The organism is Pseudomonas duriflava, assembly GCF_007830155.1.
Taxonomy (GTDB): domain Bacteria; phylum Pseudomonadota; class Gammaproteobacteria; order Pseudomonadales; family Pseudomonadaceae; genus Chryseomonas; species Chryseomonas duriflava.
Window position 1 is genome coordinate 134873 of the sequence record NZ_VLKY01000006.1, and the last position, 26264, is coordinate 161136.

21 protein-coding genes are annotated in these 26264 nt (G+C 57.8%); 7 read left to right on the forward strand and 14 right to left on the reverse strand.

What is annotated here, in order from left to right; genetic code table 11:
• Nucleotides 1-65: 65 nt before the first annotated feature.
• On the reverse strand, nucleotides 66-1439 hold the full coding sequence (miaB, locus tag IQ22_RS10340; protein ID WP_145141425.1) for a tRNA (N6-isopentenyl adenosine(37)-C2)-methylthiotransferase MiaB: 1374 nt from the start codon (nucleotides 1437-1439) through the stop codon (nucleotides 66-68).
• Between the two features lie 125 nt (nucleotides 1440-1564).
• On the opposite strand from miaB, the gene IQ22_RS10345 reads away from it, so the two are divergent.
• Entirely contained in the window at nucleotides 1565-1885 is a 321-nt protein-coding gene (locus IQ22_RS10345) for a DUF1820 family protein (RefSeq protein WP_145141427.1), read from the forward strand.
• Between the two features lie 47 nt (nucleotides 1886-1932).
• Here IQ22_RS10345 and IQ22_RS10350 read toward each other — a convergent pair whose 3' ends face one another.
• From IQ22_RS10350 to IQ22_RS10365, 4 genes are all read right to left on the reverse strand, one after another.
• Complete coding sequence (locus IQ22_RS10350; RefSeq protein ID WP_145141429.1) at nucleotides 1933-2478, reverse strand: tetratricopeptide repeat protein; 546 nt, start codon at nucleotides 2476-2478, stop codon at nucleotides 1933-1935.
• Nucleotides 2479-2697: 219 nt separating this feature from the next.
• Complete coding sequence (gene hemL, locus IQ22_RS10355; RefSeq protein ID WP_145141431.1) at nucleotides 2698-3984, reverse strand: glutamate-1-semialdehyde 2,1-aminomutase; 1287 nt, start codon at nucleotides 3982-3984, stop codon at nucleotides 2698-2700.
• Nucleotides 3985-4002: 18 nt separating this feature from the next.
• Nucleotides 4003-4641 (reverse strand): thiamine phosphate synthase, encoded by a 639-nt coding sequence (gene thiE / locus IQ22_RS10360; protein WP_145141434.1) that lies wholly within the window; start codon nucleotides 4639-4641, stop codon nucleotides 4003-4005.
• Entirely contained in the window at nucleotides 4638-5435 is a 798-nt protein-coding gene (locus tag IQ22_RS10365) for a hydroxymethylpyrimidine/phosphomethylpyrimidine kinase (protein ID WP_145141436.1), read from the reverse strand. The genes thiE and IQ22_RS10365 overlap by 4 nt, the downstream gene beginning before the upstream one ends.
• A gap of 170 nt (nucleotides 5436-5605) precedes the next feature.
• Here IQ22_RS10365 and IQ22_RS10370 point away from each other — a divergent pair, with 170 nt between their 5' ends.
• From IQ22_RS10370 to amn, 4 genes are read left to right on the forward strand one after another with little or no spacing between them, the layout of a single operon-like run.
• Nucleotides 5606-8005: a hybrid sensor histidine kinase/response regulator gene (locus IQ22_RS10370; RefSeq protein WP_145141438.1), complete on the forward strand. Its 2400-nt coding sequence runs from the start codon at nucleotides 5606-5608 to the stop codon at nucleotides 8003-8005.
• Nucleotides 8002-9780, forward strand: a complete 1779-nt coding sequence (locus tag IQ22_RS10375; RefSeq protein ID WP_244309079.1) for an ABC transporter ATP-binding protein — start codon at nucleotides 8002-8004, stop codon at nucleotides 9778-9780. The genes IQ22_RS10370 and IQ22_RS10375 overlap by 4 nt, the downstream gene beginning before the upstream one ends.
• Nucleotides 9773-11551, forward strand: coding sequence for an ABC transporter ATP-binding protein (locus tag IQ22_RS10380; protein WP_145141440.1), 1779 nt, complete (start codon nucleotides 9773-9775; stop codon nucleotides 11549-11551). The genes IQ22_RS10375 and IQ22_RS10380 overlap by 8 nt, the downstream gene beginning before the upstream one ends.
• 31 nt (nucleotides 11552-11582) lie before the next feature.
• Nucleotides 11583-13058 (forward strand): AMP nucleosidase, encoded by a 1476-nt coding sequence (gene amn / locus IQ22_RS10385; protein WP_145141442.1) that lies wholly within the window; start codon nucleotides 11583-11585, stop codon nucleotides 13056-13058.
• Between the two features lie 73 nt (nucleotides 13059-13131).
• Here the strand turns inward: amn and nhaD are convergent, their stop codons facing one another.
• The 3 genes from nhaD to IQ22_RS10400 form a co-directional block, all read right to left on the reverse strand.
• The gene (gene nhaD, locus IQ22_RS10390) at nucleotides 13132-14496 is read right to left on the reverse strand and encodes a sodium:proton antiporter NhaD (RefSeq protein ID WP_145141444.1); all 1365 of its coding nucleotides are present in this window, start codon (nucleotides 14494-14496) and stop codon (nucleotides 13132-13134) included.
• A 140-nt stretch (nucleotides 14497-14636) separates the two neighbouring features.
• Nucleotides 14637-16478 carry an ABC transporter ATP-binding protein gene (locus IQ22_RS10395; RefSeq protein WP_145141446.1) on the reverse strand — a complete coding sequence of 614 codons (1842 nt, stop codon included), beginning with the start codon at nucleotides 16476-16478 and terminating at the stop codon, nucleotides 14637-14639.
• Nucleotides 16479-16566: 88 nt separating this feature from the next.
• Nucleotides 16567-17625, reverse strand: coding sequence for an MBL fold metallo-hydrolase (locus tag IQ22_RS10400; RefSeq protein ID WP_145141448.1), 1059 nt, complete (start codon nucleotides 17623-17625; stop codon nucleotides 16567-16569).
• Nucleotides 17626-17766: 141 nt separating this feature from the next.
• Between IQ22_RS10400 and IQ22_RS10405 the strand changes: the two genes are divergently transcribed.
• The gene (locus IQ22_RS10405) at nucleotides 17767-18381 is read left to right on the forward strand and encodes a pseudouridine synthase (protein WP_145141450.1); all 615 of its coding nucleotides are present in this window, start codon (nucleotides 17767-17769) and stop codon (nucleotides 18379-18381) included.
• A gap of 54 nt (nucleotides 18382-18435) precedes the next feature.
• Here IQ22_RS10405 and IQ22_RS10410 read toward each other — a convergent pair whose 3' ends face one another.
• From IQ22_RS10410 to IQ22_RS10430, 5 genes are all read right to left on the reverse strand, one after another.
• On the reverse strand, nucleotides 18436-18828 hold the full coding sequence (locus tag IQ22_RS10410; protein WP_145141452.1) for a globin: 393 nt from the start codon (nucleotides 18826-18828) through the stop codon (nucleotides 18436-18438).
• A 161-nt stretch (nucleotides 18829-18989) separates the two neighbouring features.
• Nucleotides 18990-20252 carry a cytochrome c gene (locus IQ22_RS10415; protein ID WP_145141454.1) on the reverse strand — a complete coding sequence of 421 codons (1263 nt, stop codon included), beginning with the start codon at nucleotides 20250-20252 and terminating at the stop codon, nucleotides 18990-18992.
• A gap of 9 nt (nucleotides 20253-20261) precedes the next feature.
• Nucleotides 20262-22463 (reverse strand): xanthine dehydrogenase family protein molybdopterin-binding subunit, encoded by a 2202-nt coding sequence (locus IQ22_RS10420; RefSeq protein WP_145141456.1) that lies wholly within the window; start codon nucleotides 22461-22463, stop codon nucleotides 20262-20264.
• 14 nt (nucleotides 22464-22477) lie between these two features.
• Nucleotides 22478-22933 (reverse strand): (2Fe-2S)-binding protein, encoded by a 456-nt coding sequence (locus tag IQ22_RS10425; RefSeq protein ID WP_145141458.1) that lies wholly within the window; start codon nucleotides 22931-22933, stop codon nucleotides 22478-22480.
• 277 nt (nucleotides 22934-23210) lie between these two features.
• Nucleotides 23211-23690 carry an Lrp/AsnC family transcriptional regulator gene (locus IQ22_RS10430; RefSeq protein ID WP_145141460.1) on the reverse strand — a complete coding sequence of 160 codons (480 nt, stop codon included), beginning with the start codon at nucleotides 23688-23690 and terminating at the stop codon, nucleotides 23211-23213.
• A 457-nt stretch (nucleotides 23691-24147) separates the two neighbouring features.
• Here IQ22_RS10430 and IQ22_RS10435 point away from each other — a divergent pair, with 457 nt between their 5' ends.
• Entirely contained in the window at nucleotides 24148-25281 is a 1134-nt protein-coding gene (locus tag IQ22_RS10435) for a DUF6515 family protein (protein WP_145141462.1), read from the forward strand.
• Nucleotides 25282-25323: 42 nt separating this feature from the next.
• On the opposite strand, the gene IQ22_RS10440 is transcribed toward IQ22_RS10435, so the two are convergent.
• The gene (locus IQ22_RS10440) at nucleotides 25324-26262 is read right to left on the reverse strand and encodes a cation diffusion facilitator family transporter (RefSeq protein WP_145141464.1); all 939 of its coding nucleotides are present in this window, start codon (nucleotides 26260-26262) and stop codon (nucleotides 25324-25326) included.
• Nucleotides 26263-26264: the final 2 nt, after the last annotated feature.

A 26264-nucleotide genomic window follows, 5' to 3' on the forward strand; every position in this document is an offset into this window, starting at 1 on the left:
AATGATATTTACTTGAAGAGTAACCGGTTGTGCGTACTTGGCAAAGTACGCACGTTACTAATTAGTCAGACCGGTAAAGTAGTCTCAGAAGTTGCATGAGAAGGCGTACTTTCCGCCAGAAGGGTGCCGCGAAGCGAGTGGGGAAGGGCTTCATCGATATGCACCTGGACAAACTGCCCAATCAGCAAGGCGTTGCTGGAGCGGAAATTGACGATCCGGTTGTTCTCAGTACGGCCCTGCAACATGCCGGGATCCTTTTTCGAGAAGTCGCTGACCAAGATGGTCTGGACGGAGCCAACCATACGTCGACTGATCTCGAATCCTTGCTGGTTGATGCGGGCCTGCAGGATTTGCAGGCGCTGCTTTTTGAGCGCTTCCGGGGTATCGTCGACCAGGTCGGCGGCTGGAGTGCCGGGGCGCGAGCTGTAGATGAAGGAGTAGGAAAAATCGAATCCTACATCTTCGATCAGCTTCAGGGTCTGCTCGAAATCCTTCTCCGTTTCGCCTGGAAAACCAACGATAAAGTCGGAGCTGATGCAGATATCCGGGACTGCAGCCTTGAGCTTGCGGATTCGCGACTTGTATTCCAGTGCCGTATGGTTACGTTTCATGGCAGCTAAAATACGGTCGGAGCCCGCCTGCACGGGCAGGTGTACGAACCTGGCCAATTCCGGAATTTCCGCATGGGCCTGAATTAAGGCATCGGAAAACTCCAGCGGATGTGAGGTGGTATAGCGGATACGGTCGATGCCATCGACTGCCGCGACCACGCGCAGCAGTTCGGCAAAGTCGGCGATACGTCCGTCATGGGTCAGGCCGCGATAGCCATTGACGTTCTGGCCGAGAAGGGTAACTTCCCGAACGCCATTTTCCGCGAGGTGAATGACTTCGGCGAGAACGTCGTCGAACGGACGGCTGACTTCTTCGCCGCGGGTATAGGGCACCACGCAGAAAGTACAGTATTTGCTGCAACCTTCCATGATCGATACGAACGCGCTAGGGCCGTCAACACGGGGCTCCGGCAGGCGGTCGAACTTTTCGATTTCCGGGAAGGAGATATCTACTTGCGGGGCTCGGGTCGTACGCGCCGCATCGATCATCTCAGGCAAGCGGTGCAGCGTCTGCGGGCCGAACACAACGTCGACATAAGGCGCACGGTCGCGAATGGCGGCGCCTTCCTGACTGGCCACGCAGCCGCCGACGCCGATGACCAGCTCCGGATTTTGCAGTTTCAGTTCGCGCCAGCGGCCCAGTTGAGAAAAAACCTTTTCCTGGGCTTTCTCACGAATCGAGCAGGTATTGAGCAGGATCACATCCGCTTCGGCCGGGTTTTCGGTCAGCTCCAGCGCGTGATGCTCACCGAGGAGATCGACCATGCGGGACGAGTCGTACTCGTTCATCTGACAGCCATGGGTTTCGATGAAAAGCTTCTTGGTCATGCGCTTCGTCGGGAGAGTGGCTTTGAGGACCGTGTATTATAGGGGGGAGAAGGCTGGCTTCCTAGCACTGATCGTCTCCTCACTGTTATTATCCGCGCCCCTTTTCCCTCCGGTTACCTACAGCTATGAGCAAACCCGCAATTTATAAGGTGATCTTTCATAACCAGGGGCAGGTATACGAGATGTATGCCAAGCAAATCTTCCAAAGCGATCTATGGGGATTTCTCGAGGTCGAAGAGTTTGTTTTCGGTGAGCGTACCCAAGTAGTGGTCGATCCAAGCGAAGAGAAGCTTAAGGCTCAGTTCGAAGGAGTTATCCGCAGTTTCGTACCGCTGCACTCCATTATTCGGATTGATGAAGTCGAGCGGTTGGGCCAGGCCAAGATCAGCGAAGCTAAAGGCGGTACCAACGTTATGCCCTTCCCGGTGCCAATGCCGGAAAAGTAGGCCATTGCGCACCCCTGCCTAATGAGCAGCCCGTCGAAATCACGGGCTCACCGGGGTAGCGGGTCGAATGGATTACCGCTACCAGCCGTCTGCAAATCCTGCAGATAATCACGAAAGATCTGGCCTAGTACCTGGGTCGCAATCTCCAGCTCGTCCCGGTGCATTTGCTCGGCTACCAAATCGGCCGTATCCATGGCGTCTTCGGAGCCATTGATCGCTGCCATTTTCAAGACGATATACGCCTGTACGGTATTAGGTTGCACGCCTTCACCGCGGAAAAACATCGTGCCCAGACGGTATTGGGCTTCGGCATGCCCTTTTAGTGAGGCCTGCTCAAACCAGATCCGCGCCTGATTGAAATCCCGAGGAGCCTGTTTACCTTCGTAGTAAAACGCACCCAATTCATATTGGGCCTGAGCGTCGCCGTCTCGGGCGAATTGCTGACATTTACCCAAGGCTTGTGCCAGTTCTTCAGGAGCGGTATTAAGGTTGCACCGACTGGTGCTTGGGATAAGCAGGGAATTACCGCCCGCTTGAGCCAATAGGGGGAACAGCAAGAGTCCAGTGATGAGGATACGGCCGGCGCGATGCATGAAACGCCTCCAGAATCGAGGCAGGTCTTTCCAGAACCCGACCGGCGAAACACGCGCCGGCTCTATTAGTATGAGCGAACCCGGTATCACTTTACAAAAAATTTACGTGCTCATATGAACTTCTTTTGTAGTTGCTTTGATAACGGGACTTTTATGAGAGGCGTAGTGGCGGCAATGGTTCCGCTGCGCTGTCAATGCAGCGGAACCTAATGTCATCAATTAGCCTTTAAGGGCTGCAAACGCCTGTTCCGCAGCCTGGAAAGTAATGTCGAGTTCGGTTTCGCCATGAGCAATGGACGTAAAGCCGGCTTCGAAGGCGCTAGGGGCCAGGTACACGCCGCCTTTCAGCATGAGATGGAAGAAGTGCTTGAAGCGCTCGACATCGCTGGCCATTACATCATCAAAGGTTACGATGTCGTCCGCACCGCTAAAATACAGGCCGAACATGCCGCCCGCCTGGGTGGTCACGAAAGGAATGCCGGCTGCATCGGCACGTTGTTGCAGACCATCCAGCATGCGAGCTGTGTAGCGGCTCAGTTCATCATGAAAGCCGGGGCGGCTGATCAGATTGAGGGTGGTCAGACCTGCCGCCATCGCCAGCGGGTTACCTGACAGCGTACCCGCCTGGTAGACCGGTCCGAGCGGGGCGATTTTTTCCATGATCTCGCGCTTGCCGCCAAAGCAGCCGACCGGCATGCCGCCGCCTACAATCTTACCGAAAGTGGTCAGGTCGGGGGTGACACCATAGAACGCTTGAGCGCCACCTAGGGAAACGCGAAAACCGGTCATCACTTCGTCAAAGATCAGCACGACGCCGTGTTCATCGCATAGAGCTCGGAGTCCTTGCAGGAAGCCCGGTGCTGGTGGAACGCAGTTCATGTTGCCTGCCACAGGCTCGACGATAATGCAGGCGATATCAGGATCTGCTTTCAGCAGGGTTTCCTTGACGGCATCCAAGTCATTGTAGGGCAGCGTCAGGGTATGTTGGGCGAAAGCGGCTGGAACACCGGGCGAACTTGGCACACCCAGCGTCAGAGCCCCGGAGCCGGCCTTGACCAGCAGGCTGTCCGAGTGACCGTGATAGCAACCTTCGAACTTGATGATGGTATCCCGACCGGTATAGCCCCGCGCCAAGCGGATTGCACTCATCGTAGCTTCAGTACCGGAGCTGACCATGCGCACCATCTCCATCGAGGGAACCAGGGCGCAGATAAGGTTGGCCATCTCAGTTTCGAGCGCAGTCGGAGCGCCGTAGGACAAGCCATGCTCTAGTTGTCGACGAACGGCATCGAGGACGTCGGGGTGGCTATGTCCCAGGATCATGGGACCCCAGGAGCCTACATAGTCGACATAGCGCTTGTCGTCTTCGTCAGTGACATAAGCGCCTGCAGCATGTTTGAAGAACAGCGGCGTACCACCCACACTTTTGAAGGCGCGAACGGGAGAGTTGACCCCGCCGGGGATGTGTTTCTGGGCATCGGCAAAAAGGCTTTCGGAGCGGGACATGGCAAGTCTCTAAAAAAGTCAGAATAAGGCGCTGAAGGCACGGGCACGTTGCTCCACTTCGTTAGCGGACGTGGCGGAAAACAGCGCATGAATAACGGCGACCAGATGGGCACCGCGCGCGATGAGGTCAGGTGCGTTATCCAGAGTAACGCCGCCAATAGCGCAAATCGGCACATTCAAGTGGCGGTGGGCTTCCTCAAGTAATTCAGGCGTGGCGGCTGGTGCCCCTGGCTTGGTCTGCGACGTGAAAAAGCGGCCAAAGGCAACGTAGTCTGCCCCTTCGGCAACAGCACGTTCAGCCAGGTCGAGCCGGGCATGACAGGTGCCGCCCAGAAGCGCGCGGGTGCCGAGCCGGACACGGGCCGCTGCAAGAGAGCCGTCTTCCTGCCCCAGATGAACGCCTACGCTCAGGCGCATGGCCAGTTCCAGGTCGTCATTGATAATCAGGTCGGCATCATATCGGGTGCAGAGCTCTGCCAGTGCCTGAGCTTCGTCCCAACGGCGGGCAGTATCCGTAGATTTGTCTCGGTACTGGATTAGTCGTGCGCCGCCTTTTAAGGCAGCCTCTACATACGAGACCAGCTTACCATCGGCCAGCAGAGTGCTATCGGTAATGGCATAAAGGCCGCGCAATGGTTTGCCACTCAACGGTTTCATGAGCAGAAGTCCAGCGGTAGGCGGCGTGGCACATACTGGCCTCGACCGGGTTGTTCGGCATCACGCAGGGTACGCCATGTGTAGTCTAGAGCAGAGCGCACAGCGCTGGGCAGTGCTTCGCCCAAGGCGAGGCGACCTGCCAAGGCGCTGGCCAGGGTACACCCTGAGCCATGGTAGCTGCCCGGCAGGCGCTGGCAGGTAAAGGTTTGCTGAGTACCGTCGCGACCATACAGCCGATTGTGTACTTCGTATTCGTCGCCATGGCCACCCGTGATGAGCAAATTCTCGCAATACGGCAACAGTTTTTCGGCGCATTGGTCCGCCGTGCCTTCGGGCAGCTCAGCCAGAATACGCGCCTCCGGCAGGTTGGGCGTTGCAATGGTCGCTCGCGGTAGAAGACGTTCGCGAATGGCATAGCCGACATCATCCCGGCCGAGCGAACCGCCACCGCCAGCCCGAAGAACCGGGTCACAGACCAGAGGCAGGTGAGGGTGATCGATCAGGAGGTCGAGTACGGTTTCTACCATCTCGATGGAGCCCAACATGCCGAGTTTGACAGCCGCTACAGGGAGGTCGGCCAGCACAGCATTGGCCTGAGCCATTACCCATTCGCGATCAAGTACCCGAAAGTCGGATACGTTGACTGTGTCCTGAACAGTCAGGGCGGTAACGGCTGGCGCGGCATGACAGCCCTGGGCGATCAGGGCTTCGATATCTGCCTGCAGCCCGGCTCCACCACTTGGATCATGGCCGGAAAGACAAAGGACAACGGGACGAGCGTTATGTATGTTCATGTAGGAAAGCTTATCACCAAACAATTTGAATCAAGGCCTGAACGGTCATATGGCCGAGCCGGGCGTCTGTGGTAGAGTGCCGCATCCGACTCCATGCTTGAAGGGACGCGTCGCACGAAAAGGCCGTATGTGCGTGATGCTGCCTGCAGCTTACATCTGGCGAGCCTTTTATGCGCAACTGGCTGCTGTTCATTCTGCTAGCCTGCCCGCTATGGGTATGGGCAATCGAATTTGATGAGTCCACCAAACACTTATCGCTGGGGCGCTCGCTTCAGGTATTCGAGGACGTACAAGGTACGACCACCATTGCGGATATCTCCTCGCCCGCGCTAAGCGGAAGTTTTGTCGAGCACCGGTCCGCCGTATTCGGCGCGGGTTATTCGCGCTCGGCCTATTGGATTCGTGTAGACCTGACTTATCAGCCGAAGCGTGAGTCCGGAAAGCGCCGCTGGTTACTGGAAATGTCCTACCCGCCGCTGGATCACTATGATATCTACACGGTGGACGAAGCAGGGCGCTACCGGCTGGCTCAGCGAATGGGCGATACCTTGCCCTTTGGTAGCCGTCCAATCCGGCACAGTAGCTATCTGTATGAGATGACCTTTGAGCCAGGCGAGACGAAACGGCTTTATCTGCGCGTGGCAAGTGAGGGATCGGTTCAGGCACCGCTGACGCTCTGGTCGCCTCTGGCTTTTATTGAAGACCAACCGGCACGGACCTACCTTACCGGCATCATCTACGGTGTGCTGCTGGTAATGATGCTGTACAACCTCCTGATTTTCCTGAGCGTTCGTGATCTCAGCTACCTGTACCATATCTTTTATGTTGGGGCGTTTGCCCTGTATCTTGTGTCCATCAATGGTACCGGCTCGGAGTACCTGTGGCCGGACAGCCCTTGGTGGGCCAACACGGCTACTCCTTTTTTGCTCGGCCTGGCCGGAGTCTTTGGTACTCAGTTTGCCCGGCACTTTCTACAGACGCGCCAGCATAGCCAACACATCGATCGTTGCCTGATCGCGCTGATTGGTCTGGCAGGCCTTTCCATCGTGGCCTCGCTGACCTGCGATTATGCTGTTGCGATGCGTTTGGCCACGTTGTTGGCCTTGGTTTTCATCTTTGCCATGTTTACCGCCGGGATTCGGGCCTGGTTCGACGGCATGCGCGTGGCACGTTACTTCATTATCGCCTGGACCATTTTTCTGCTGGGCGGACTGGCCAACATCCTGATGGTGTCGGGACTGCTGCCATACACCTTCCTGACCGTGTATGCGAGCCAGATCGGATCGGCGCTGGAGGTTGCCTTGTTGTCTCTGGCACTGGCCGACAGAATCCATGCGATGCGTGAGGAGAGGGCGCGTATTCTAGAAGACTCTCGCCATGCGCTGGAACGCCTCAACGAAGAGCTAGCCAACAGCAACCGCTTGAAAGATGAGTTCCTTGCGACCGTAACGCATGAGCTGCGTACTCCCATGAACGGCGTTATCGGGTCACTGGAGTTGTTTCAGACGCAGCCCATGAGTCCGGAAATGGCCAAGTATCACGAGTCTGCCCATGAGTCGGCACGTACGATGATGCGCATGGTGGACGACATTCTTGCCTTGAGCGAGCTGAGGGCCGGTAAGCAGGTGGCACGTCGAATGCCGTTCAGCCTGCATGGCCTTTGCGACAGTCTCAATCGACGGTTTACTGCCCGTGCTCAGGCAAAGGACCTCGCTTTTGTCGTCGAAGTTGATCCGCTCTTGCCTGATACCTTTGAGGGCGATGCGCCCAAGCTGGCGAAGGCTCTTAGCTACCTGCTCGATAATGCTTTCAAATTCACGCATTGCGGGGAGGTGGTTCTGACAGTCAAGGCTCACCCGGAGGCTTCGCCCGATCCGCAGGGGCAGCGGTTATTGATTGAGGTGGTCGATACCGGAATTGGGTTTACACCAGAGCAGAGCGCGCAGCTCTATCAGCGGTTTCATCCGCTGGATGGCTCTCGAACGCGCCGGTACGGTGGGTTGGGAGTTGGCTTGGCGCTGTGCCGCAAGCTAGTGCTTCTCATGGGCGGTACGTTGGAGCATGCGTCGACGCCAGGCGAGGGCAGCCGCTTTTCCCTGGCCATCACCTTGCCGTTGCCCAGTTCCATGGATCGTCCGATGCTCATGCGGCGTGCCTGTCTGCAGACCAAGCGTCAACCGGCCAACTGTACGGTCTTGCTGGTAGAAAATAATCCGCAGGACGCAGTTATCATTCGCGGCATGCTGTTGCGGTTGGGGTATCGGGTCTGTACGGCATGTAGTGGTTCCGAAGCGCTGGATTTGCTGGATCAGAAGACTTTCGATGTGGTGCTGCTGAACTGCCAGATGCCCGTTATGGACGGCTTTGCGACCTGTCGTGCACTCCGCGCCTTGTCCGGGTGCGAGAATCTGCCTGTGCTGGCCCTGTCGGCACATCCCTACCATGGTGACCGCGACCATTGTCTGGCGGCTGGAATGAGTGATTACCTGTCCAAGCCGGTCAAACTGAACGAATTGCAGTCCATGCTGCAGGATTGGCTGCTGTGCCAGCCGCAGATGGAAACCTTTTGAAGGCTATACTGGCCGGCTACGTCAGTTTGGAATTTTTTGTCATGGCGCTTTGGACGTTACTGCGCGACTTTCTCGACCGCCATCGGCGGGCCTATGCCGGGGCTATTCTCTGCTTGTTGGGCGTAGGTCTGCTGAACCTTTCGCTGCCCTGGTGGGTGGGCAAAACCATCGATGCCTTACGTGCGGGTGAGCTGGATCGAGCGGGCCTGTTCTGGCATGTGGGCCTGCTGATTGCCGTAGGCGCTGGTTTGTACGTGCTGCGCTATCACTGGCGGGTACGGTTGTTTGGCACGGCTTACAAGGTTGGCGTTGAGTTGCGCGATGCCTTTTACGCCAAGTTAACCCGTCTTGATCCAGGTTTCTTTCAAGCTAGCCGGACAGGCGATCTCTTAGCTAGAGCGACCCAAGACATCGATGCGGTGGAGATGGCCGCCGGAGAAGGAGTGCTGTCGAGTTTCGACGGGGGTATGACACTCGTTCTGGTGCTGGTGGTTATGGTCATCGGTATCGATGCGCCACTGGCCATGCTTGCGTTGTTGCCGTTTCCGTTCATGGCTTGGGGCTTCTATCATGTGGCCAAGCGGGTACAGCAGCGCTTTACCCAGACCTTGCAGCGGTTTTCCGCTCTGAATGACCGTACCCAGGAGGCGCTCAGTGGTTTGCGCATGCTGCGTCAGAATGCTCTGATCGAAGCCGAGCTCGACGATTTTGATGAACGGGCTCGCGCCGCCGCCAGGGCTGACTATGCGGTACAGCGTACCGAGGCCAAATACGAACCGATTATTTTCGTCGCCTTGAGTTGCGCAACGTTGCTAACGCTAATCGTTGGCACTGTTCGCTACCAGCATGGCGCCATTACGCTTGGCCAGCTCACCAGTTTCAGTCTTTATCTTGTGCAGTTGATCTGGCCCATGTATGCCATCGGCTGGTGCCTGAACATCCTTCAGCGAGGTGAGGCGGGCGGACGGCGTTTACAGGAATTCTTTGCAGCGCCGGAGAACATTCTCGACCAGGGTATCCGACTCTCCGAGCCGCAAGCTGGACTAAATATAGATATCAGCGCCTTTACGTATCCGCAGGCCCAGGTCCCGGCATTACAGGATATTGCTCTCGACATTCCGTCTGGTAGTACGCTGGGTATCGTCGGGGCTACCGGGAGTGGCAAGAGTACGCTGCTGCGCTTGCTGCTCCGTCAGTTTCCTCTAGAGCACGGTGAGATTCTATTGGGCGGCCATCCGCTCGAAGAGTACTCGCTCGAAACCTTGCGCAGCCAGTTCGCCTACGTGCCCCAGGACCCGTTCCTGTTTGCTCGAAGCCTGGCCGAGAACGTGGCGTTGGGGCGGCCTGAGGCAACACGGGAGGACATTCAGCGCGCACTGGAAGCAGCCGCGTTCGGTACCGATCTGGCCCAGCTGCCAGCAGGGCTTGATACCCTGGTTGGCGAGCGGGGTGTGACTTTGTCGGGCGGGCAGCGGCAGCGGGTGGCGCTGGCACGTGCCTTGTTGTCCAACGCGCCTATTTTATTACTTGATGACACGCTCTCCGCTGTCGATACGGCGACCGAAACGCGGCTATTAGGCACGCTGGCCTCTTTAGGCGATCGAACCAGTATTATTGTGAGTCATCGCCTGTCCGCCGTGAGAACAGCCGATCAGCTGGTCGTGTTGGAGGAGGGACGTATTATCGAGCAGGGTACTCATGCAACCTTGCTGGCTCAGGGCGGCGTCTATGCCCGGCTCTGGCAGTTGCAGCAGGCGGGGGTCGACCATGCTTGAACGTCGCGTATTTAAATTATTGCTCGGACCGGTATTCGCCAATCCGCGGCGGCTTGCCGTTACCGTTGCCATTCTAATAGGAGCAACGACATTGGATGTGGCCGGCCCCTGGCTGACCAAACATTATCTCGATACCTATCTGGTGCCGGGCGATTTACGGGCGCAACCCCTTGTCACGCTGCTGCTGATTTACATCGCCACTCAAGCCTTGGCGGCCACAGGACACTACATACAAAGCCTGCGCTTTGCTGGTATAGCGATGGATACCGTATTGCTCCTGCGACGGCGCCTGTTTCGACACGTACTCCACCTGCCGCAAAGTTTTCATGATCGCACGGCCACCGGTGAGTTGGTGGCCCGGGTAACTAATGACACTGATGCCCTACGTGAACTCTATGTTGCCTTTCTGGGCACAGTGGTAGGCAATATTGTCCTGCTGGCCGGTATTCTTATCGCCATGGCGCTGATGGATATTCATCTGATGGCCATTGCCGCCTTGCTGATCCCGGCAGCCGCTTTTATCGTCTGGCTGTACCAGCGCTTGAGCGGACCGGCCGCGATGCGGGTACGCGCCTTGCGCGCCGAGCAGAGCGCACGCCTGAACGAGGCGATTGGCGGGATGGGGATCATTCAGGCATTCAACCAGACCCGTGCGTTCCGCGAGCATTTCCATACGCTTAACCAGGCGCAGTATGAAGCGCGCATCAGTACGGTACGTCTGTCAGGCCTGCTGCTGCGTTCGGCGCTTGATCTCATCAGCGTGGCTGTACTAGCTGTTCTGTTGCTTAGTTATGGCATGGATCATCTCCTCGGTGGGGCGGAAATCGGGGTGCTGTATGCCTTTATTACCTACCTGGGGCGGGTGACCGAGCCGCTTATGGAAATTACCCAGCGCTTTAATCTCTATCAACAGGCGACCGTGGCGGGTGCTCGTTTGCTGCATGTGCTGGATCAGCATCAGGTTAGCCAGGGTACGGATGACCGTCCTGTCGAAAAGGCCTGTTTCGAGCTTGAACAGGTTCGCTTCCGCCACGAGGCAGCCGAGCATGACACCCTGAGCGATATTGACCTGACGATTGCCCCAGGCACTTTTTTGGCTATTGTCGGACCGACCGGCAGTGGCAAATCCACGTTGCTGGATCTACTGGCCGGGCTTCAACCTATCAGTGGCGGACGTTTGTTGCTGGATGGTCGTGAGCTATCCAGCCTGACGCCGGATGTACTCGGCGCGGCGATTGCCAGCGTACCGCAGGAACCCTTTGTCCGATCGAGTACATTGCGCGATAACCTGTTGCTGGGTAGCAAAGTTGATCCGCAACAACTTAAAGAGGCTTTGGATGATGCACATTTAAGCCCGTTGGTCGCACGCCTGCCGGAAGGTTTGGAGACCCGCTTGGGCGAGCGAGGGTTTACCCTGTCGACCGGGGAGCGACAGTTGCTGGCCCTGGCACGTGCGCTACTGCGAAAACCCAAGGTCTTGCTGCTGGATGAAGCTACCGCCAGTATCGACAGTGAAACCGAAACTCTTTTGCAGGAGGCGCTGCATGACCTACGCGGGCGGGTCACGATGATTGTCGTGGCGCATCGGCTATCCACGATTCGCGAGGCGGACCGTATTCTCGTGCTGCGCCAGGGACGAATCGTCGAGGATGGCAGTCACGAGCAGCTACTGACCCATCCAGAAGGTCATTATTATCATTTGTGGCATCAGCGTCGGGATGAAACAACATTGTCAGAAAAGCGTGATGCTCATCAGGTAGTCTCCAAATAAGCGCAAGTACGTATCGAGTAAGGAATCCGGGATGACTCAAACGTTCGAAGATGGTTTTGTCGTAGCCAGTACAGCCAGTGAAGCGGTCGATCGTCTTGCCGCGCTGCACCAACAGGCGACCCAGGCGTTGAGCCAGGCCCTCAAACGATACCTCAAGAGCCGGGTCGAGCCGACGGAGGACGAGCGGCAGTTGTTCCGCTACCCTGAGATCCGAGTGTGTTACCGCTCGGGACAGGCGGTGCCCACTACAACCCGTGCCTATGCCAAGGTGCAATTGCCTGGTAACTATCGAGCCACTGTGACCCACCCGGCGGCGTTTCGTAAGTACCTGCTCGAACAGCTCGAACCGCTGATGGAGGAGTACGACATTCTGGTCGAGATTGGGCCGAGCCAGCAGGACATTCCGTACCCCTATGTGGTGGAGCAGGGGGACGAGCTGGCCGGATCTGGTGTGACAGCCGCCGAGCTGGCCCGCGTGTTTCCCAGTACGGATCTGTCTGCCGCCCATGATGATATAGCCGATGGGCTGTACGACTGGGCTCGTGAGCAGATCCTGCCGCTGTCCCTGTTCGATGCCGTACGGACAGATTTTTCCCTGCGCCGAATTGTGCACTACACCGGCAGCGACTGGCGTCACGTGCAGCCATGGATCCTGCTGACCAACTACCACCGTTACGTCGACCAGTTCATCCGTCACGGCCTACAGCAGCTGCGTGACGACCCCCGCTTCGTGCGAATGATCCTGCCGGGAAATGTTGCGATCGAACGGGGGCTGGATGAAGGCGAAGCGCAGGCCATTATTGGCGGTATCGCCTGGCACCGTTTCCAGATGCCGGCGTATCACCTGGTGGCGGCGGATGGTCACGGTGTCACGCTGGTTAACATTGGCGTCGGCCCGTCCAATGCCAAGAACATTACCGATCACCTGGCCGTCCTGCGCCCGCATTGTTGGCTGATGATCGGCCACTGCGGTGGGCTGCGGCAGTCGCAGACGATCGGCGACTATGTACTGGCCCATGCCTACATGCGGCGTGACGGCATTCTGGATCGCGTACTGCCGCCGCATATCCCCATTCCAGCATTGGCTGAGGTACAGGTAGCGCTGGCCGAGGCGGCAGCGCAGGTCACCGGCGACCGTGGAGAGGCGCTTAAGCGCCGGCTGCGGACGGGAACGGTACTCACGTATGACGATCGTAACTGGGAGTTGCGCTGGGCGCAGGAGCGTCCGGTAATCAATCTGGCGCGAGCCATTGCGGTTGACATGGAAAGTGGCACTATCGCAGCCCAAGGGTATCGACTACGGGTGCCCTATGGCACGTTGCTATGCGTGTCGGACAAGCCATTGCATAGTGAGATCAAGCTACCGGGGTCGGCAAATGCGTTCTATGAACGGGCCGTAAGCCAGCACCTGGCCATTGGCATCATGGCGCTGGAGCTGTTGCGGGCTCAGCTCGATTCGTTGCACTCACGCAAGTTGCGCAGTTTCGACGAACCACCGTTCCGTTGAGCCGGTGCAGATAACAAAAAGGCCAGCTCAATGCTGGCCTTTTTGTTCGGTTGCAAGGCGTAAAGCTGTAGGTTCAGACCAGAGTGGCCAGGGCGATATAGGTCGCGGCGCCGCCCAGGTAGCCCAGCAGGGCCAACAGGCTCATGCGTTTGAGATACCACATGAAGTTGATCTTCTCCATACCCATGGCCGCCACGCCAGCGGCTGAACCGATGATCAGGCAGCTACCGCCAGTGCCGGCGCAGTAGGCCAGCATTTCCCAAAAAGTGCCATCGACCAGGAAGTGATCGAGCCAGCCTGCATCCGCACTGTTAGCGGCTGACAGGGCATCCGGTGTGATCAAGGGATACATTTTCATTGCACCTGCTACCAGCGGTACGTTATCGACCACGGAAGACAACAGGCCAATGGCGATGTTGATTGCGTAGACATTACCCAGGCTGTCTTTCAGCCATGTAGCTACCTGAACGAGATGACCTGCCGTAGCAAGGCTCGAGACGGCCAGGAGAATGCCGAGAAAGAACAATACGCTAGGCATATCGATGCGGCGCAGCACGCCGATAACAGAAAGCGGATGCTTATCCTCATCGTTCTTGCCGCGATGGATCACCTCTGTTGCAATCCATAGCACACCCAGGCCAAGCAGAATGCCCATGTATGGCGGCAGGTGCGTTACCGTTTTGAAAATCGGGACAAACAGCAGCGCGCCGATACCCAGGGCGAAAACCAGATTGCGCTCGAACGCTGTCGTGGCATTCGCGCTGTCCTCAGGCTCATCCGTATGAGCACGGGCCGTCTCGCCTTTGAGGGTAAAGCTAAGCAGGATCAGCGGCACCAGCAGGCACACCAGGCTGGGCAGGAACAGGCTGACTACGATGCCGCTGGCAGAGATCTGGTTGCCAATCCAGAGCATGGTGGTAGTGACATCACCGATGGGAGACCAGGCACCTCCGGCATTGGCGGCAATAACCACGATCCCGGCATAGAACCAGCGTTCCTTGGTATCACCGATCAGCTTGCGCAGGAGCGAAATCATAACGATGGTGGTGGTCAGATTATCCAGCGCGGCCGAGAGAAAGAACGTAATCAGCCCCACGAGCCACAGCAGATACACTCGCTTGCTGGTACGGATGCGATCAGTGATGACCTTGAACCCTTCATGAGCATCAACCAGTTCGACAATGGTCATGGCCCCCATGAGGAAGAACAAAATCTCCGAGATCTCGCCCAAGTGATGGCGCAATTCCTCAACCACAATATGGGTGTTGTCATCCGCTGGATTCAGGTGCGGCAGGATCTGGTCGGCACCCAGTACCAGTAAGGTCCAGCACAGAACAGCCGTCAGCAGAGCCGAGGCTGCCTTGTCGATTTTCAGGGTGTGCTCGCATGCGATACAGATGTATCCGAGCACGAAAATGAGAGCCATGAAGACATACATAAAGGGCTTTTCCAAGCAATACGACCAGCAGGGGCCGTCTCAATTATTTTAAAAGGTCGCCGAGAATGCCTCATACTTTGTAAAAAATGAAGGGATGATAAAGGTTGACATAATATGAATGTGTGCTAATGCGCTTTGGGCTAGTGATAGCCGCGGGCTTGTAGCTGAAATAGGTGGGCGTAGCGTCCGCTATGGGCGAGCAGGTCGGCGTGATGTCCCTGTTCCAGAATACGACCCTGCTCAAGCACGATGATGTGGTCGGCGCTTCGGACGGTAGAAAAGCGGTGAGAGATGAGAATGGTCATCTTGCCCTGGGCATGCTGGCGAAACTGTTCGAATACCTCGGCCTCGGCAGCAGCATCCATGGCGGCAGTGGGCTCGTCGAGCACGAGAATATCGGCCTTGTCGCGCATGTAAGAGCGGGATAGAGCAATCTTCTGCCATTGCCCGCCCGATAGCTCCTGTCCGCCTTTGAACCAGCGTCCTAATTGGGTTTGATAGCCTTGGCCAAGCTGCTCGATGAAATCGCTGGCCCGTCCCCTTTGGGCGGCATCCTGCCAGCGGGATTCATTGTTGAATGCGGCTACATCGCCCACTCCCAGGTTTTCTCCAGCACTCAACTGGTAGCGAATGAAGTCCTGAAAGATAACGCCGATCCGCTGCTGCAGCGCCTCGGTATTCCAGTCCTGCAGATCGCTGCCGTCGAGCAGGATACGGCCCTGGCTGGGATTGTAGAGGCGGGTCAATAACTTGATCAGGGTCGTTTTTCCAGAGCCGTTCTCGCCGACCAAGGCCAGGCTTTGACCGGGACGCAGGTGAAAATTTATCCCTTCCAAAGCGGGCTTCGCGGCGCCAGAGTAATGAAAGCCTACTTCCTCGAAGCGAATACCGTCGCCCGGGCAAATGCCCTCGGTAAGGCTGCCCTGTTCGGCCGCTACGGGATGCTCCAGATACTCATACAGGTTGGACAGATACAGATTGTCTTCATAGATCCCGCTGATGGCGCTGAGGCTGGCACTGATGGTGGACTGGCCTTGCTTGAAGAGCAGCAGGTACATGGTCATTTCACCCAGGCTGACACGGCCGTTCACGGTGTCGATGACCACCCAGACGTAGGCCATATAAAAGGTCAGCGTACCCAGCAGGCCGAACAGAAATCCCCAGCTGTCCCGACGGATTGTCAGGGCACGGTCTTCGGTATAAAGCGTGGCAAAGATATCCCGGTAGCGCTGGAGCAGAAGTGGAGCCAAGCCGAACAGCTTAACTTCCTTGATGTGATCTTCGCGGGCCAGCACCGCCTCGATATAGGTTTGCAAGCGTGCTTCAGGCGAACGTCGGCGGAACAGGCGGAACGCATCCCCTGAGAATTTGGCCTCAGCAAAAAAGACCGGCAGGGCGCCGATGACCAGAATGGCTAACGCCCACGGTGAAAAATGCACGAGCAGGACGGCAAAGCTGGCCAGGGAAATCCCGTTCTGGATAAGGCTGAACAGTTTGTTAACCAGAGACAGCGGTCGTACCGACGCTTCACGTCGGGCACGGGTGAGCTTGTCGTAGAACTCGGAATCCTCGAACTGGGCCAGCGAAAGTTGCTGGGCCTTTTCCAGGATCATCAGGTTGACTTTCTGACCCAGTAGAACACGCAGCAAGGACTGCTGGACAGACAGCCCGCGCTGGGCGGCGGCGATTAGTGCCACCACACCAGCCTCCAGGAGCACATAGCGCAACACAGGCCATAGCGGTGCCTCGCCTTGGGACTGATGGAGCTGCATGGCCGCCACGACAGCATCGACGATCTGCTTACCTAGCCAAGCCGCCAGCGCAGGTAAGAGACCTGCCACCACTGTAGCGAACGCCAACCCTAGGGTGAGCCTGCGTGAAGTCGACCAGACCAGCGCCAGGGCGCGCAGGCTGTAGTGGAATAGCTCGGCAGTACGCCCTCGTTCCGGAGGCGAGGAAGGTGTTGCGGCTTGAGTGGTCATGCAAGCAGATACGTTACTGAGGGCAGGGAGGACCGCCTCGGCAGGTGGTCTGGGAGGTCGCCCTCCCTACTCATGCGCTCAGGCTGCATCAGGAGGCGTCCTCCGATACGGGCCGTACGGTAATGTCCCAGCTCTCGCCCGGCAACGGTGCCCGAAAGGCCTCATCCGGAAGCCCCTGCTTCTGTCGCTCGGCGGCTAGGTCGCGTGGTGGAGCGAATTGCTCTTCATCACTGAGCGGAAACGTGCCGAAGTGGATTCCCATACTGGTCTGGGACTGCAAAACCTTATGAGCCGCTACGGCCTCCTCGGGATTCATATGACTGGAACGCATGAACCAGCGTGGCTCATAGGCACCAATAGATAGTGCTGAGAAGCGCATCGGGCCGAAGCGATCGTAGATGCGCTGGAAATGGCCACCCCAGGCCGTGTCTCCTGGAAAATAGAGCGGGCCGCTGGGCGATTCGAGAACAAATCCGCCCCAGAGGGTGCGATTGGTATCAAAGCGGGTACGGGCTGACCAGTGTTGGGAGGGAACGACATGCAGGGTTATATCCTGACCCAGCGGTTGGCTCTGCCACCAGTCCATTTCCGTCACGTTGCCAAAACCCGCCTCTTTCCGGATCAGCGCGGCATTGCCAAGCAGGGTGATCACAGGCGTCAGGGGATTCCTCTCGGCGAGCCGGCGCAGGGTAGCCAAGTCCAGGTGATCGTAGTGGCTGTGGCTGACAAAGATAAGATCCAAAGGCGGCAGGTTTTCCAACGCCACACCAGGATCATGATAGCGTTTGGGACCGATAAAACTGAACGGGCTGACCCGCTCCGACCAGACCGGATCGGTCAATATGTTCAGGCCGCGGTGCTGGATGAGAAGGGTGGCATGGTTGATATAGGTAACGCGCAGGGCGTCGCCGTGCACCCGCTCCGGCGGTACGCTTGGCTGAGCGGGCAAATCCTGCCAGACCCATTCGGGCCGTTCGCGGGTGAGTTGCCATTTGATCAGGGTCCAGAAACTCTTTTTAGAAAAGGGCTCAAGGTTATAAAAATTTTCGCCGTCGAAATGATCCGAGGGTGGACCGTTGTATTCCGGGGCGCTACAGCCTGCCAGGGCAAGAAGATTGACCAGCCAGAGGGAGCGGAAAATTCGCATGCGTGTCCCATCAAAAGGGCATTCATATGCCGGTGAGTGAAAATCGAGTCGCGATTTTTCGGTACACTCGATACCTGTCCATCAATGGCCGCTGCCGGACGCGGCGAAGCGGTCTGTTATCAGGTTTAGTCCGTACCCATCATGCCTCGTTCAGCCCGTCCTGCCCAACCCCCTCGTCCTCGTCGTGTAGCCAAGACGCCGCCCGTTGAGCCTCGCCTGATCCTGCTCAACAAGCCTTTCGATGTGCTTACCCAGTTTTCCGACGGAGAAGGGCGAGCCACGCTCAAGGATTTCGTGCCGATTCCTGGTATTTACCCGGCCGGGCGTCTTGATCGAGACAGTGAAGGACTTTTGCTTCTGACTAATGACGGTCGCTTGCAAGCACGCATTGCCGATCCAAAGCACAAGTTGGCCAAGACTTACTGGGTGCAGGTGGAAGGTACGCCGACCCAAGAACAGTTGGAACAACTGCGGCAGGGAGTTGAGCTCAATGACGGACCGACCTTGCCCGCCGAGGCAAGCCTCCTGCCGGAGCCCGAGCTGTGGGCGCGTAATCCACCGGTGCGTTTTCGCAAAAGTGTACCAACGGCCTGGCTGGAGCTTGTGATTCGCGAAGGTCGTAATCGCCAGGTAAGGCGAATGACGGCGGCGGTTGGCTTGCCTACTTTGCGCCTGGTGCGGGTTCGAATCGGACCGTGGTCGCTGGAAGGGCTGGAGCCGGGCGAATGGCGGGAAGTACCGGCGCGGCTGCCATAAGATGAAAGCAGGGCGCACTAACCCAAGGGAGTGCGCCCCTTAGAAGCGGGCCGCTCAATATTCCGTCGTAATCACCCGAATGCCCTCGCCCAGTACCTCACGCCAGGACGCCAGTATAGTCTCGTCGCACTGTGGGTCGTGGGTTTGAATGGTCGCAAGCAGGGCCTCTATCCAGAAAACGTAAAGCTCCGGACGGATATCCATGCGCTGACGACTATGACTTTCTCCTAGAGCGCGCAGTTTAGTATCCGGCATCCCACGAGCGACCATGACCAAGTTCATGATGCCCTGCCGCAGCAGCGCTTTTTGCGCCGTCATGTCCGTATTCAGGAACTTCTCTTGAATCAGGGGAGAGCTCGCTAGAAAGCGGCGGTAAAAATTGTCGAAAAAGTCGGGACTGGCACAGCAGCGGCCATAGCTTTGCATAACCTGATCGGCAGGTTTCATAGCACATCCTTGCAGTAAAACATCCACTTGTCGGGTAAAGCGGAAAGGCGGTTAGTGTAAGCGGCGCGAAGGGTAGCAGTTAAGGTAGTAGTCTTAAAGACCCTTTGATATGAAGGGATATAGCCTGCGCCCAGGTGATAGGACGCAGGCTAAAGAGCGCATTACTCTGGATTACGTCGTTTGGCGATTTCTTCGGCCGTTATCATGCCCTTGGCATGGCCGAAGTGGTCGAGCACGAAGTTGGTTACGGCGGCTAGTTCCTGATCTGAATACGCACGAGCAAACCCTGGCATGAAATGATCGCCATGCGGGTTTTCCAGTTTGCCCCCGCCTAACAACACTTGTACCAGATTGGTCGCTTCCGGATCGTTGACCGTACGCAAGCCTTTGAGAGCTGCAAAAGTACTTTGTCGGCCCGTGCCATCCCATAGGTGACAGCTCACACAGGCGTCGGCAAACGTTTTCTGTCCCAGCGGATTATTACCTTTGGCCGGTGGCTCCGGGCTCAGCATCTTCGGCTCGGGGCGGGCTAATCCATAGGTCTGGGCCGGCACTGACTTCAGATAGACCACCATGGCACGGATGTCTTCTGGAGTCAGGTGGCGCAGGCTGTGATTGACGGCTTCCGCCATGGGCCCGGCTGCAACGCCATAGCCTTCCGCATGACCAGTAGACAGGTAAGAAGCCAACGCCTCGTCCGGCCAGGCGCCAATGCCCGTCGCCTTGTCACCACTGATGTTATAAGCCTTCCAGCCTTGGATTACGGCACCACCGAGATTGCGAGAGCTATCCCGCGCCTGGAACAGGTTACGCGGCGTATGGCACTCGCCACAATGACCAGCACCCTCCACCAGATAAGCGCCCCGATTCCACTCCGCCGATTGGGACGGGTCCGGCTGGAAGCGCTCGTTCGGGTTGAACAGGAAGTTCCAGAACATCATTCCCCAGCGTTGGTTGAAGGGGAAGCTGATATCGTTCTCCTTGTTGGGCTGCTTTACCGGCGGCAGGCTAAACAGATAGGCCTTGATCGCCAGGATATCGTCCCGTGACATGAGGGTGTAGGACGTATACGGGAAAGCCGGATAGTAGTGCTTACCGTCCTTACCGACGCCTTTCTGCATGGCATTGACGAAGTCGTCGTCGCTCCAGGTGCCAATGCCGGTTTCGTTATCGGGCGTAATGTTAGGGGAGTACAGCATGCCGAACGGCAATTTGAATCCGCGTCCTCCCGCATAAGGCTTTCCGCCGTTTTCGTCGAGGTGACAGGCGACGCAGTCGGCCGCGCGGGCCAGGTACTCGCCGCGCTTGATGGTCGCATCGTCGGCCGCCTGTACGGACAAGGCAGTCAGAGTAAGTGCCACCGAAACGGCACCGTTCAACGTACCCCGGGTGACCGATCCCCAGAGGGTAGAGAATACGTTCATAGGGGCTCCTTAAACCACGTGATAACCGGCGCGTGCCAGGGGCAAGCGACGAATACGCTTGCCGCTTGCGGCATGCAGGGCATTGACCAGGGCGGGGGCAATCATGGCTGTACCGGCTTCGCCGATTCCGCCTGGCAGCTCCGCGCTGGGAATGATGTGAACTTCCACGGGAGGAGCATCGCTCATACGCAGTTGTCGATAGTCATGGAAGTTGCTCTGCTCGACCCGGCCTTCATGAACGGTAATCTCGTTGAACAATGCTGCGGATAGGCCAAATAAAGTGCCGCCCTCAAGCTGCGAGCGCACCGAGGTAGGGTTAGTGACGATACCGCAGTCGGCCACGCAGATCAGACGGTTGATATGAATGCCGTTTTGCGCGTCCACCTGCAACTCCACGACAGTGGCCAGATAACTGCCAAAAACCTCTTGAACCGCAATGCCGCGGCCATGACCAGCCGGAAGCTTCTGGTCCCAATTAGCCTTCTCAGCCGCCAGTTTGAGCACGGCCTGAGCACGCGGATGTTCGTCGAGCAGTTTCAGGCGATAGGCAACCGGGTCTTGCTTGGCTGCCAGGGCCAGCTCGTCGATAAAGCTTTCCATGACATAGGCACCGTGCAACGGGCCTACACCTCGCCACCAGGAATTGAGAATAGCCTTGGGCGCCTCGGGCACGTAGCGCACCTTGAGGTTGGCCAGTTTGTAGATGGGCTTGTTCGAAACCTCTACCGCATCGGCGTCCAGCCCATTGGGCGGAACGGCAGCAGGGGCGAAGCGGGCCAATACCGACGCGCCCACAATGGTGTGCGACCAGCCCACCGGCATGCCGTTACTGTCCAGGCCGGCCGAAAATCGGTCGATATAGTGGGGGCGATACAGGTCATGTGCTGTGTCTTCCTCACGGGACCAAACCAGCTTGATAGGGTAATCGACCTGTTTGGCAATCGCTGCCGCTTGGTTGATAAAGTCGCTTTCGAGCCGGCGTCCGAAGCCGCCGCCGATGAGCTGGTTATTGACGATGACGTTTTCCGGCTGTACGCCAGAACCCTGGGCGGCTGCCGCGGCGGCCATCACCGGCACTTGGGTACCTACCCATAATTCACACGTATCGCCACGCACCTGGGCGACACAGGTCATTGGCTCCAGGGTTGCATGGGCCAAAAACGGCATTTCGTATTCTGCTTCGATCTTGCTGGAGGCACTGCCAATCGCCTTGTTGATATCGCCGACCTCGGTGGCGATAGCGCCCTCACGGTCAAAGGCGGCATGCAACGCGCGCTCGATCTGCTCGGAGTCGATAGTAGCGTGCGGGCCGTAGTCCCACTGGATATCCAGGGCTTTGAGACCCTGCAGGGCAGCCCACATGTGATCGCCAATCACGGCGACAGCGTTGTCCAGCTTGATTACGTCCCGGACGCCGGGCAGTGCACGTGCACGACTGTCATCCACGGCCAGCAGCTTACCCCCTACAACGGGGCACGTGCTCGTGGTAGCGATCTTCATATTGGGGACTTGCAGGTCAATGGTGAACTTGGCGGAGCCGTCTACTTTGCCTGGTGTATCGAGGCGGCGCAGTGGCTGGCCGATGACTTTGAAGTCTTCGGGCTTTTTCAGCGGTACGCTCTCGGGAACGGGGAGCTGAGCGGCAGCGTCGACGACCTCTCCATAGCCGATCTGGCGATCGCCTGGGCCGATAATCATGCCGTTCTCGGCGCGGCACTCGGCAGGCGAGACGCCCCATTGGTTTGCAGCGGCCTGAATGAGCATTATCCGGGCAGCCGCAGCCGCTTCACGCATGGGCTCCCAGTTGCTGCGGGTAGAAGACGAGCCACCGGTAGCCTGGAAGCCGAGCAGTTTATCTCCATAGAGCTTTTCGTTCGGCGGGGCTTCCTGGATGACAACCTGATTCAGTGGGACTTCCAGTTCTTCGGCCACCATCATGGCAAAGCCGGTCTGGACGCCCTGGCCCATCTCGATCTTGGGCGAGATCAGCGTGACGCGGCCGTCATGGCCGATCCGTAAAAAGGCACCGAGGGCCGTCGAGGTGCTCAACGGCGCATCCTCCGGCCCTTTGTTGACATATTGCTCGGCGTAGCTGCGCCGGGCGAACGGCATGGCTGTGGCGAGCAGCAGGCCTCCAACGGCGATGCCGCTGGCCTGAAGCAACCGACGGCGCGACAGGCTCACGGCCTGGGCCGATACGTTCTTGGTCATGGCTCGTGCTCCGCTTAGGCCTGGGATACGCTTTTGATCGCGCCGCGAATGCGGGTGTAAGTACAGCAGCGGCAGATGTTGCCAGACATGCCGGCATCGATGTCCTCATCGTTCGGCTGGGGCTTTTTATCAAGAAGCGCCACGGCAGACATAATCTGGCCGGACTGGCAGTAGCCGCACTGAACAACCTCATGCTCCAGCCAGGCGTTCTGTACCTTTTTACCCAGATCCGACTGGCCTACCGCTTCGATAGTGACGATCTTCTGTCCTTGGGCAATGTTGCTCACTGGCAGGACGCAGGAGCGTACGGCCATGCCGTCCAGGTGAACCGTGCAAGCGCCGCATTGGGCGATACCGCAGCCATATTTAGTACCGGTCATTCCCAGCACATCGCGCAAGACCCAAAGCAAGGGCATGTCGTCGGGCACATCGACCTGATGGTCGGCCCCATTGATAGTGAGCGTAAGCATCGCAACCTCATCAGCACAGATAGGAACGATCGGCTCATCACGTGGGCTTGCTTCGACTGATAAGCGTCCTGCACAGCGAAAACGGCAAAGCCGTAAGCCGATCTTTGATTTGTTCAGAGCTAGACCAGCAGCGATTCATTCTCTGCCGGCGCGAAAATTCAGTAGAGACTCAAAGGTGCACCGACCCTGAGAGCAGGGCGGTTGGCAGGTCGCTTTGCGTAAGGCAGAGACCTTACGTCTACTCAGTGCACAGTATAGGGCTTGCCGCCGGAAATCGTTAGGTACGCAAGTGCTCAAGCGGCAATTCGGTGCTGGAAATAACCTGGTTGAGTACAAAACTTGAGCGTACGCTCGAAACCCCTTCAATCCGGGTAAGCGTACCCAGCAACAGCTTTTGATAGTGATCCATATCAGGCACGACAACCTTGAGTTGGTAGTCCGCATCCATTCCTGTGACCAGGCTGCATTCGAGTACCTCCGGACATTGCCGAATAATCGACTGGAAATGTTCGAATCGCTCGGGTGTGTGACGATCCATGCCGATCAGTACGAACACAGTAAGGGTTAGCCCCAGCTTCTTACGGTCCAGCAGGGCCACCTGACGAGAGATATAGCCTTCGTCTTCCAGTTGCTTTACGCGTCGCGAACAAGGTGAGGGCGATAGGCCGATGCGTTCGGCCAGCTCCTGATTAGAGATACGGGCATCGCGTTGCAGCTCCGCCAGAATGCGTAGATCGTAACGATCCAGTTTGTCCATTTTTGAAAGGAACCTTTAGAAAATTGCGATTTATAGATTTTTTTAACTTCTGGTTGCTGAAAATATAGGATCTAGTGCAAAAAACGCAAACTTTGCGCAGCGGGATAGGCATAAGCTTAAACCCTAGATTCGATAGCCCGGATGAACAGTCCACCGGTGAGCCCCAGGAGGGCGAACTGCATCAGCCGCCGACGTATCACGCCGCGCCGCGCCCGGGCAACGCACCCTTCACGAGAGGTGTGCGATCGCAGCAGCCGCCACAAGCGGCTCGAGGGACGAGGGATTCCAAGGGAGGCGAAAGCCTCCTTTTTTTATGCCTGTTGTTTGTGGTTACAGGTCTCTCTCTCCATCTATCTCTCTGCGCTCGCCTTGCTACCGCTCCGTCGTTTAAATTGAAGGGGCCATCCGGCGCCTGCATCGTGCACGGCTGGCCGGAAGGCGAAAGGAGATTATCAACATGAAGCGCCTCTGGCGTTCGCTCAGTACCGGCCTGGTTACTCTGGCCTTGGGGCAGGCCCTGGCTGCTCCGCCCTTGGAAACATCTCAAGCAGGCCCGAGCATGGGTCACTCAAATGCGGATCGCGGGGCTGGTGAGACCAGTCGGCAAGGTCGTCATTCTGATCACGCTTCGGGCCGCTCCGTAGCACCGGGAGAGCGCTCTGAACGGCCCTTGCGTGAGCCTGCAATTGGACGTGACGGCTCCGGTGTCGAGCGGCCGGGCTTTGATCGCCATAGTCCTGGTGTGACGTATGATCACCGCCGCCATGATGATCCGCGGCAACCTTCGGAGCGGGTCGACGAGAATGGGGTGCGCTTCATCACAGCCCCGCCGTCCCGCGCTAATACTTCCCGTGAAGATGGCTGGAACCGTCCTGACGCGGTGCGCCGGGGCGATGAGCGGCCACGTTGGGAGCGCTCTGGTCCAAACGACCTCAATCGCGATTGGGATGCGCAGCGGCCTCGCTACGATCATCCAGACTACGACCCTAACCGGCAGTGGGATCGTGATCAATGGAGCGGCCATCCCTCGCCTGGCTACAGGTATGATCGGGACGAGCGCCATGGGTGGGGGCCTTATCCGGATCGGCGACCCGGTTTTATCGTGCGCGGTATTCCGCCCGGTTTCGCCCGTATCCGGCATCGCGACCGAGAGTACTTTTATGCCGATGGCTACTGGTACAGTCCCTATGGGGGGAAGTATGTGGTTGTTAGCCCACCGCGTGGCCTATATATAAATGTGTTGCCTTACTTCACCCAGACGCTTGTTATCGGCGGGCTTACCTACTATTTCGTAGCAGGAAATTATTACCTGCCTCAGAGCGGTGGTGGCTATGTTGTGGTCGACCCTCCAATTCAGAGCAGCGGTTATGCCGCGACCGGAAATGCCTACGATGTCGTAGCCTATCCCGCCCGAGGTCAAAGCCAGGCGCAACTTGAACAGGACCGCTACGATTGTTACCGCTGGGCCGCCAACGAAAGTGGGTTTGATCCTGCACGAGCGAAGGCGGCGGTGGTGAGTGATCAGGTTGATCGCTATCGTCGGGCCATGGGTGCCTGCTTGAGCGGAAAAGGCTATAGCGTCGCTTACTGACCGCCTGACACACAGCCTCAGTGGAATAGCCAAGCGTGCCGCTCAGGGCTCTGAGGAGGTACGTGAGCGGCACGCGGGTGGCAGCGGGTGACGATGAGGTACATCGGGCGCATCCAGCGGGTCAGCGTGAACCAGCACTTCGGCCTGAGGGTATTCTGCCAGGATGGCTGCCTCGGCCTCGTCACACAGGCGATGAGCTTCGGATAGGGTCATCTCGCCGGGCAGTTCCAGGTGAAGCTGTACAAACCAGCTGCTGCCGGAGATTCGGGTCCGCAGGTCATGGGCACCGAGTACCTGAGGAACGCTACAGGCCAGGGCCAACATATGCTCGCTGACTTCGTACGGCAGCTCCTGGTCCATCAATACGTTGAACGAATCCCGAGCGATGCCCAGAGCGCTCCAGAAAATGTACAGGGCGATGCCAAGGCCGAACAGGGCATCAAGGCTGTCCCAGCCGTAGGCCGATAGCACCAGGGCGATCAGAATGCTGCTGTTGAGTAGCAGGTCAGAGCGGTAGTGCAGCGAGTCGGCGCGGATAACGGCGGAGCCCGTTGCTCGAATAACGCGGTGCTGGAACAAGAGCAAGCCGGCAGTCAGTACCAGCGAAAGAATCATCACGGCGATGCCCAGCAGGGGTGTGCCAAGCGGCTCGGGATTTTGCAGACGGTTAACCGCCTGGATGCCGATCAGGATGGCGCTTACCGTGATGAACAGGGCTTGCCCGGCTCCTGCCAGAGATTCTGCCTTGCCATGGCCGTAGCGGTGGTCGTCGTCAGCGGGCTTGAGGGCGTAGCGCACCGCCAGCAGGTTGAACAGCGAAGCAGCGCCATCCAGCAACGAATCGGTCAGCCCGGCGAGCAGGCTAACCGAGCCGCTGAACCACCATGCAGCTGCCTTGGCTACAATGAGCACGCCGGCGATTGACAGCGAAGCAGTTGTTGCCAGCTTGAGCAGGCGGGCCTGCTCGGCAGGTGTACTCATCG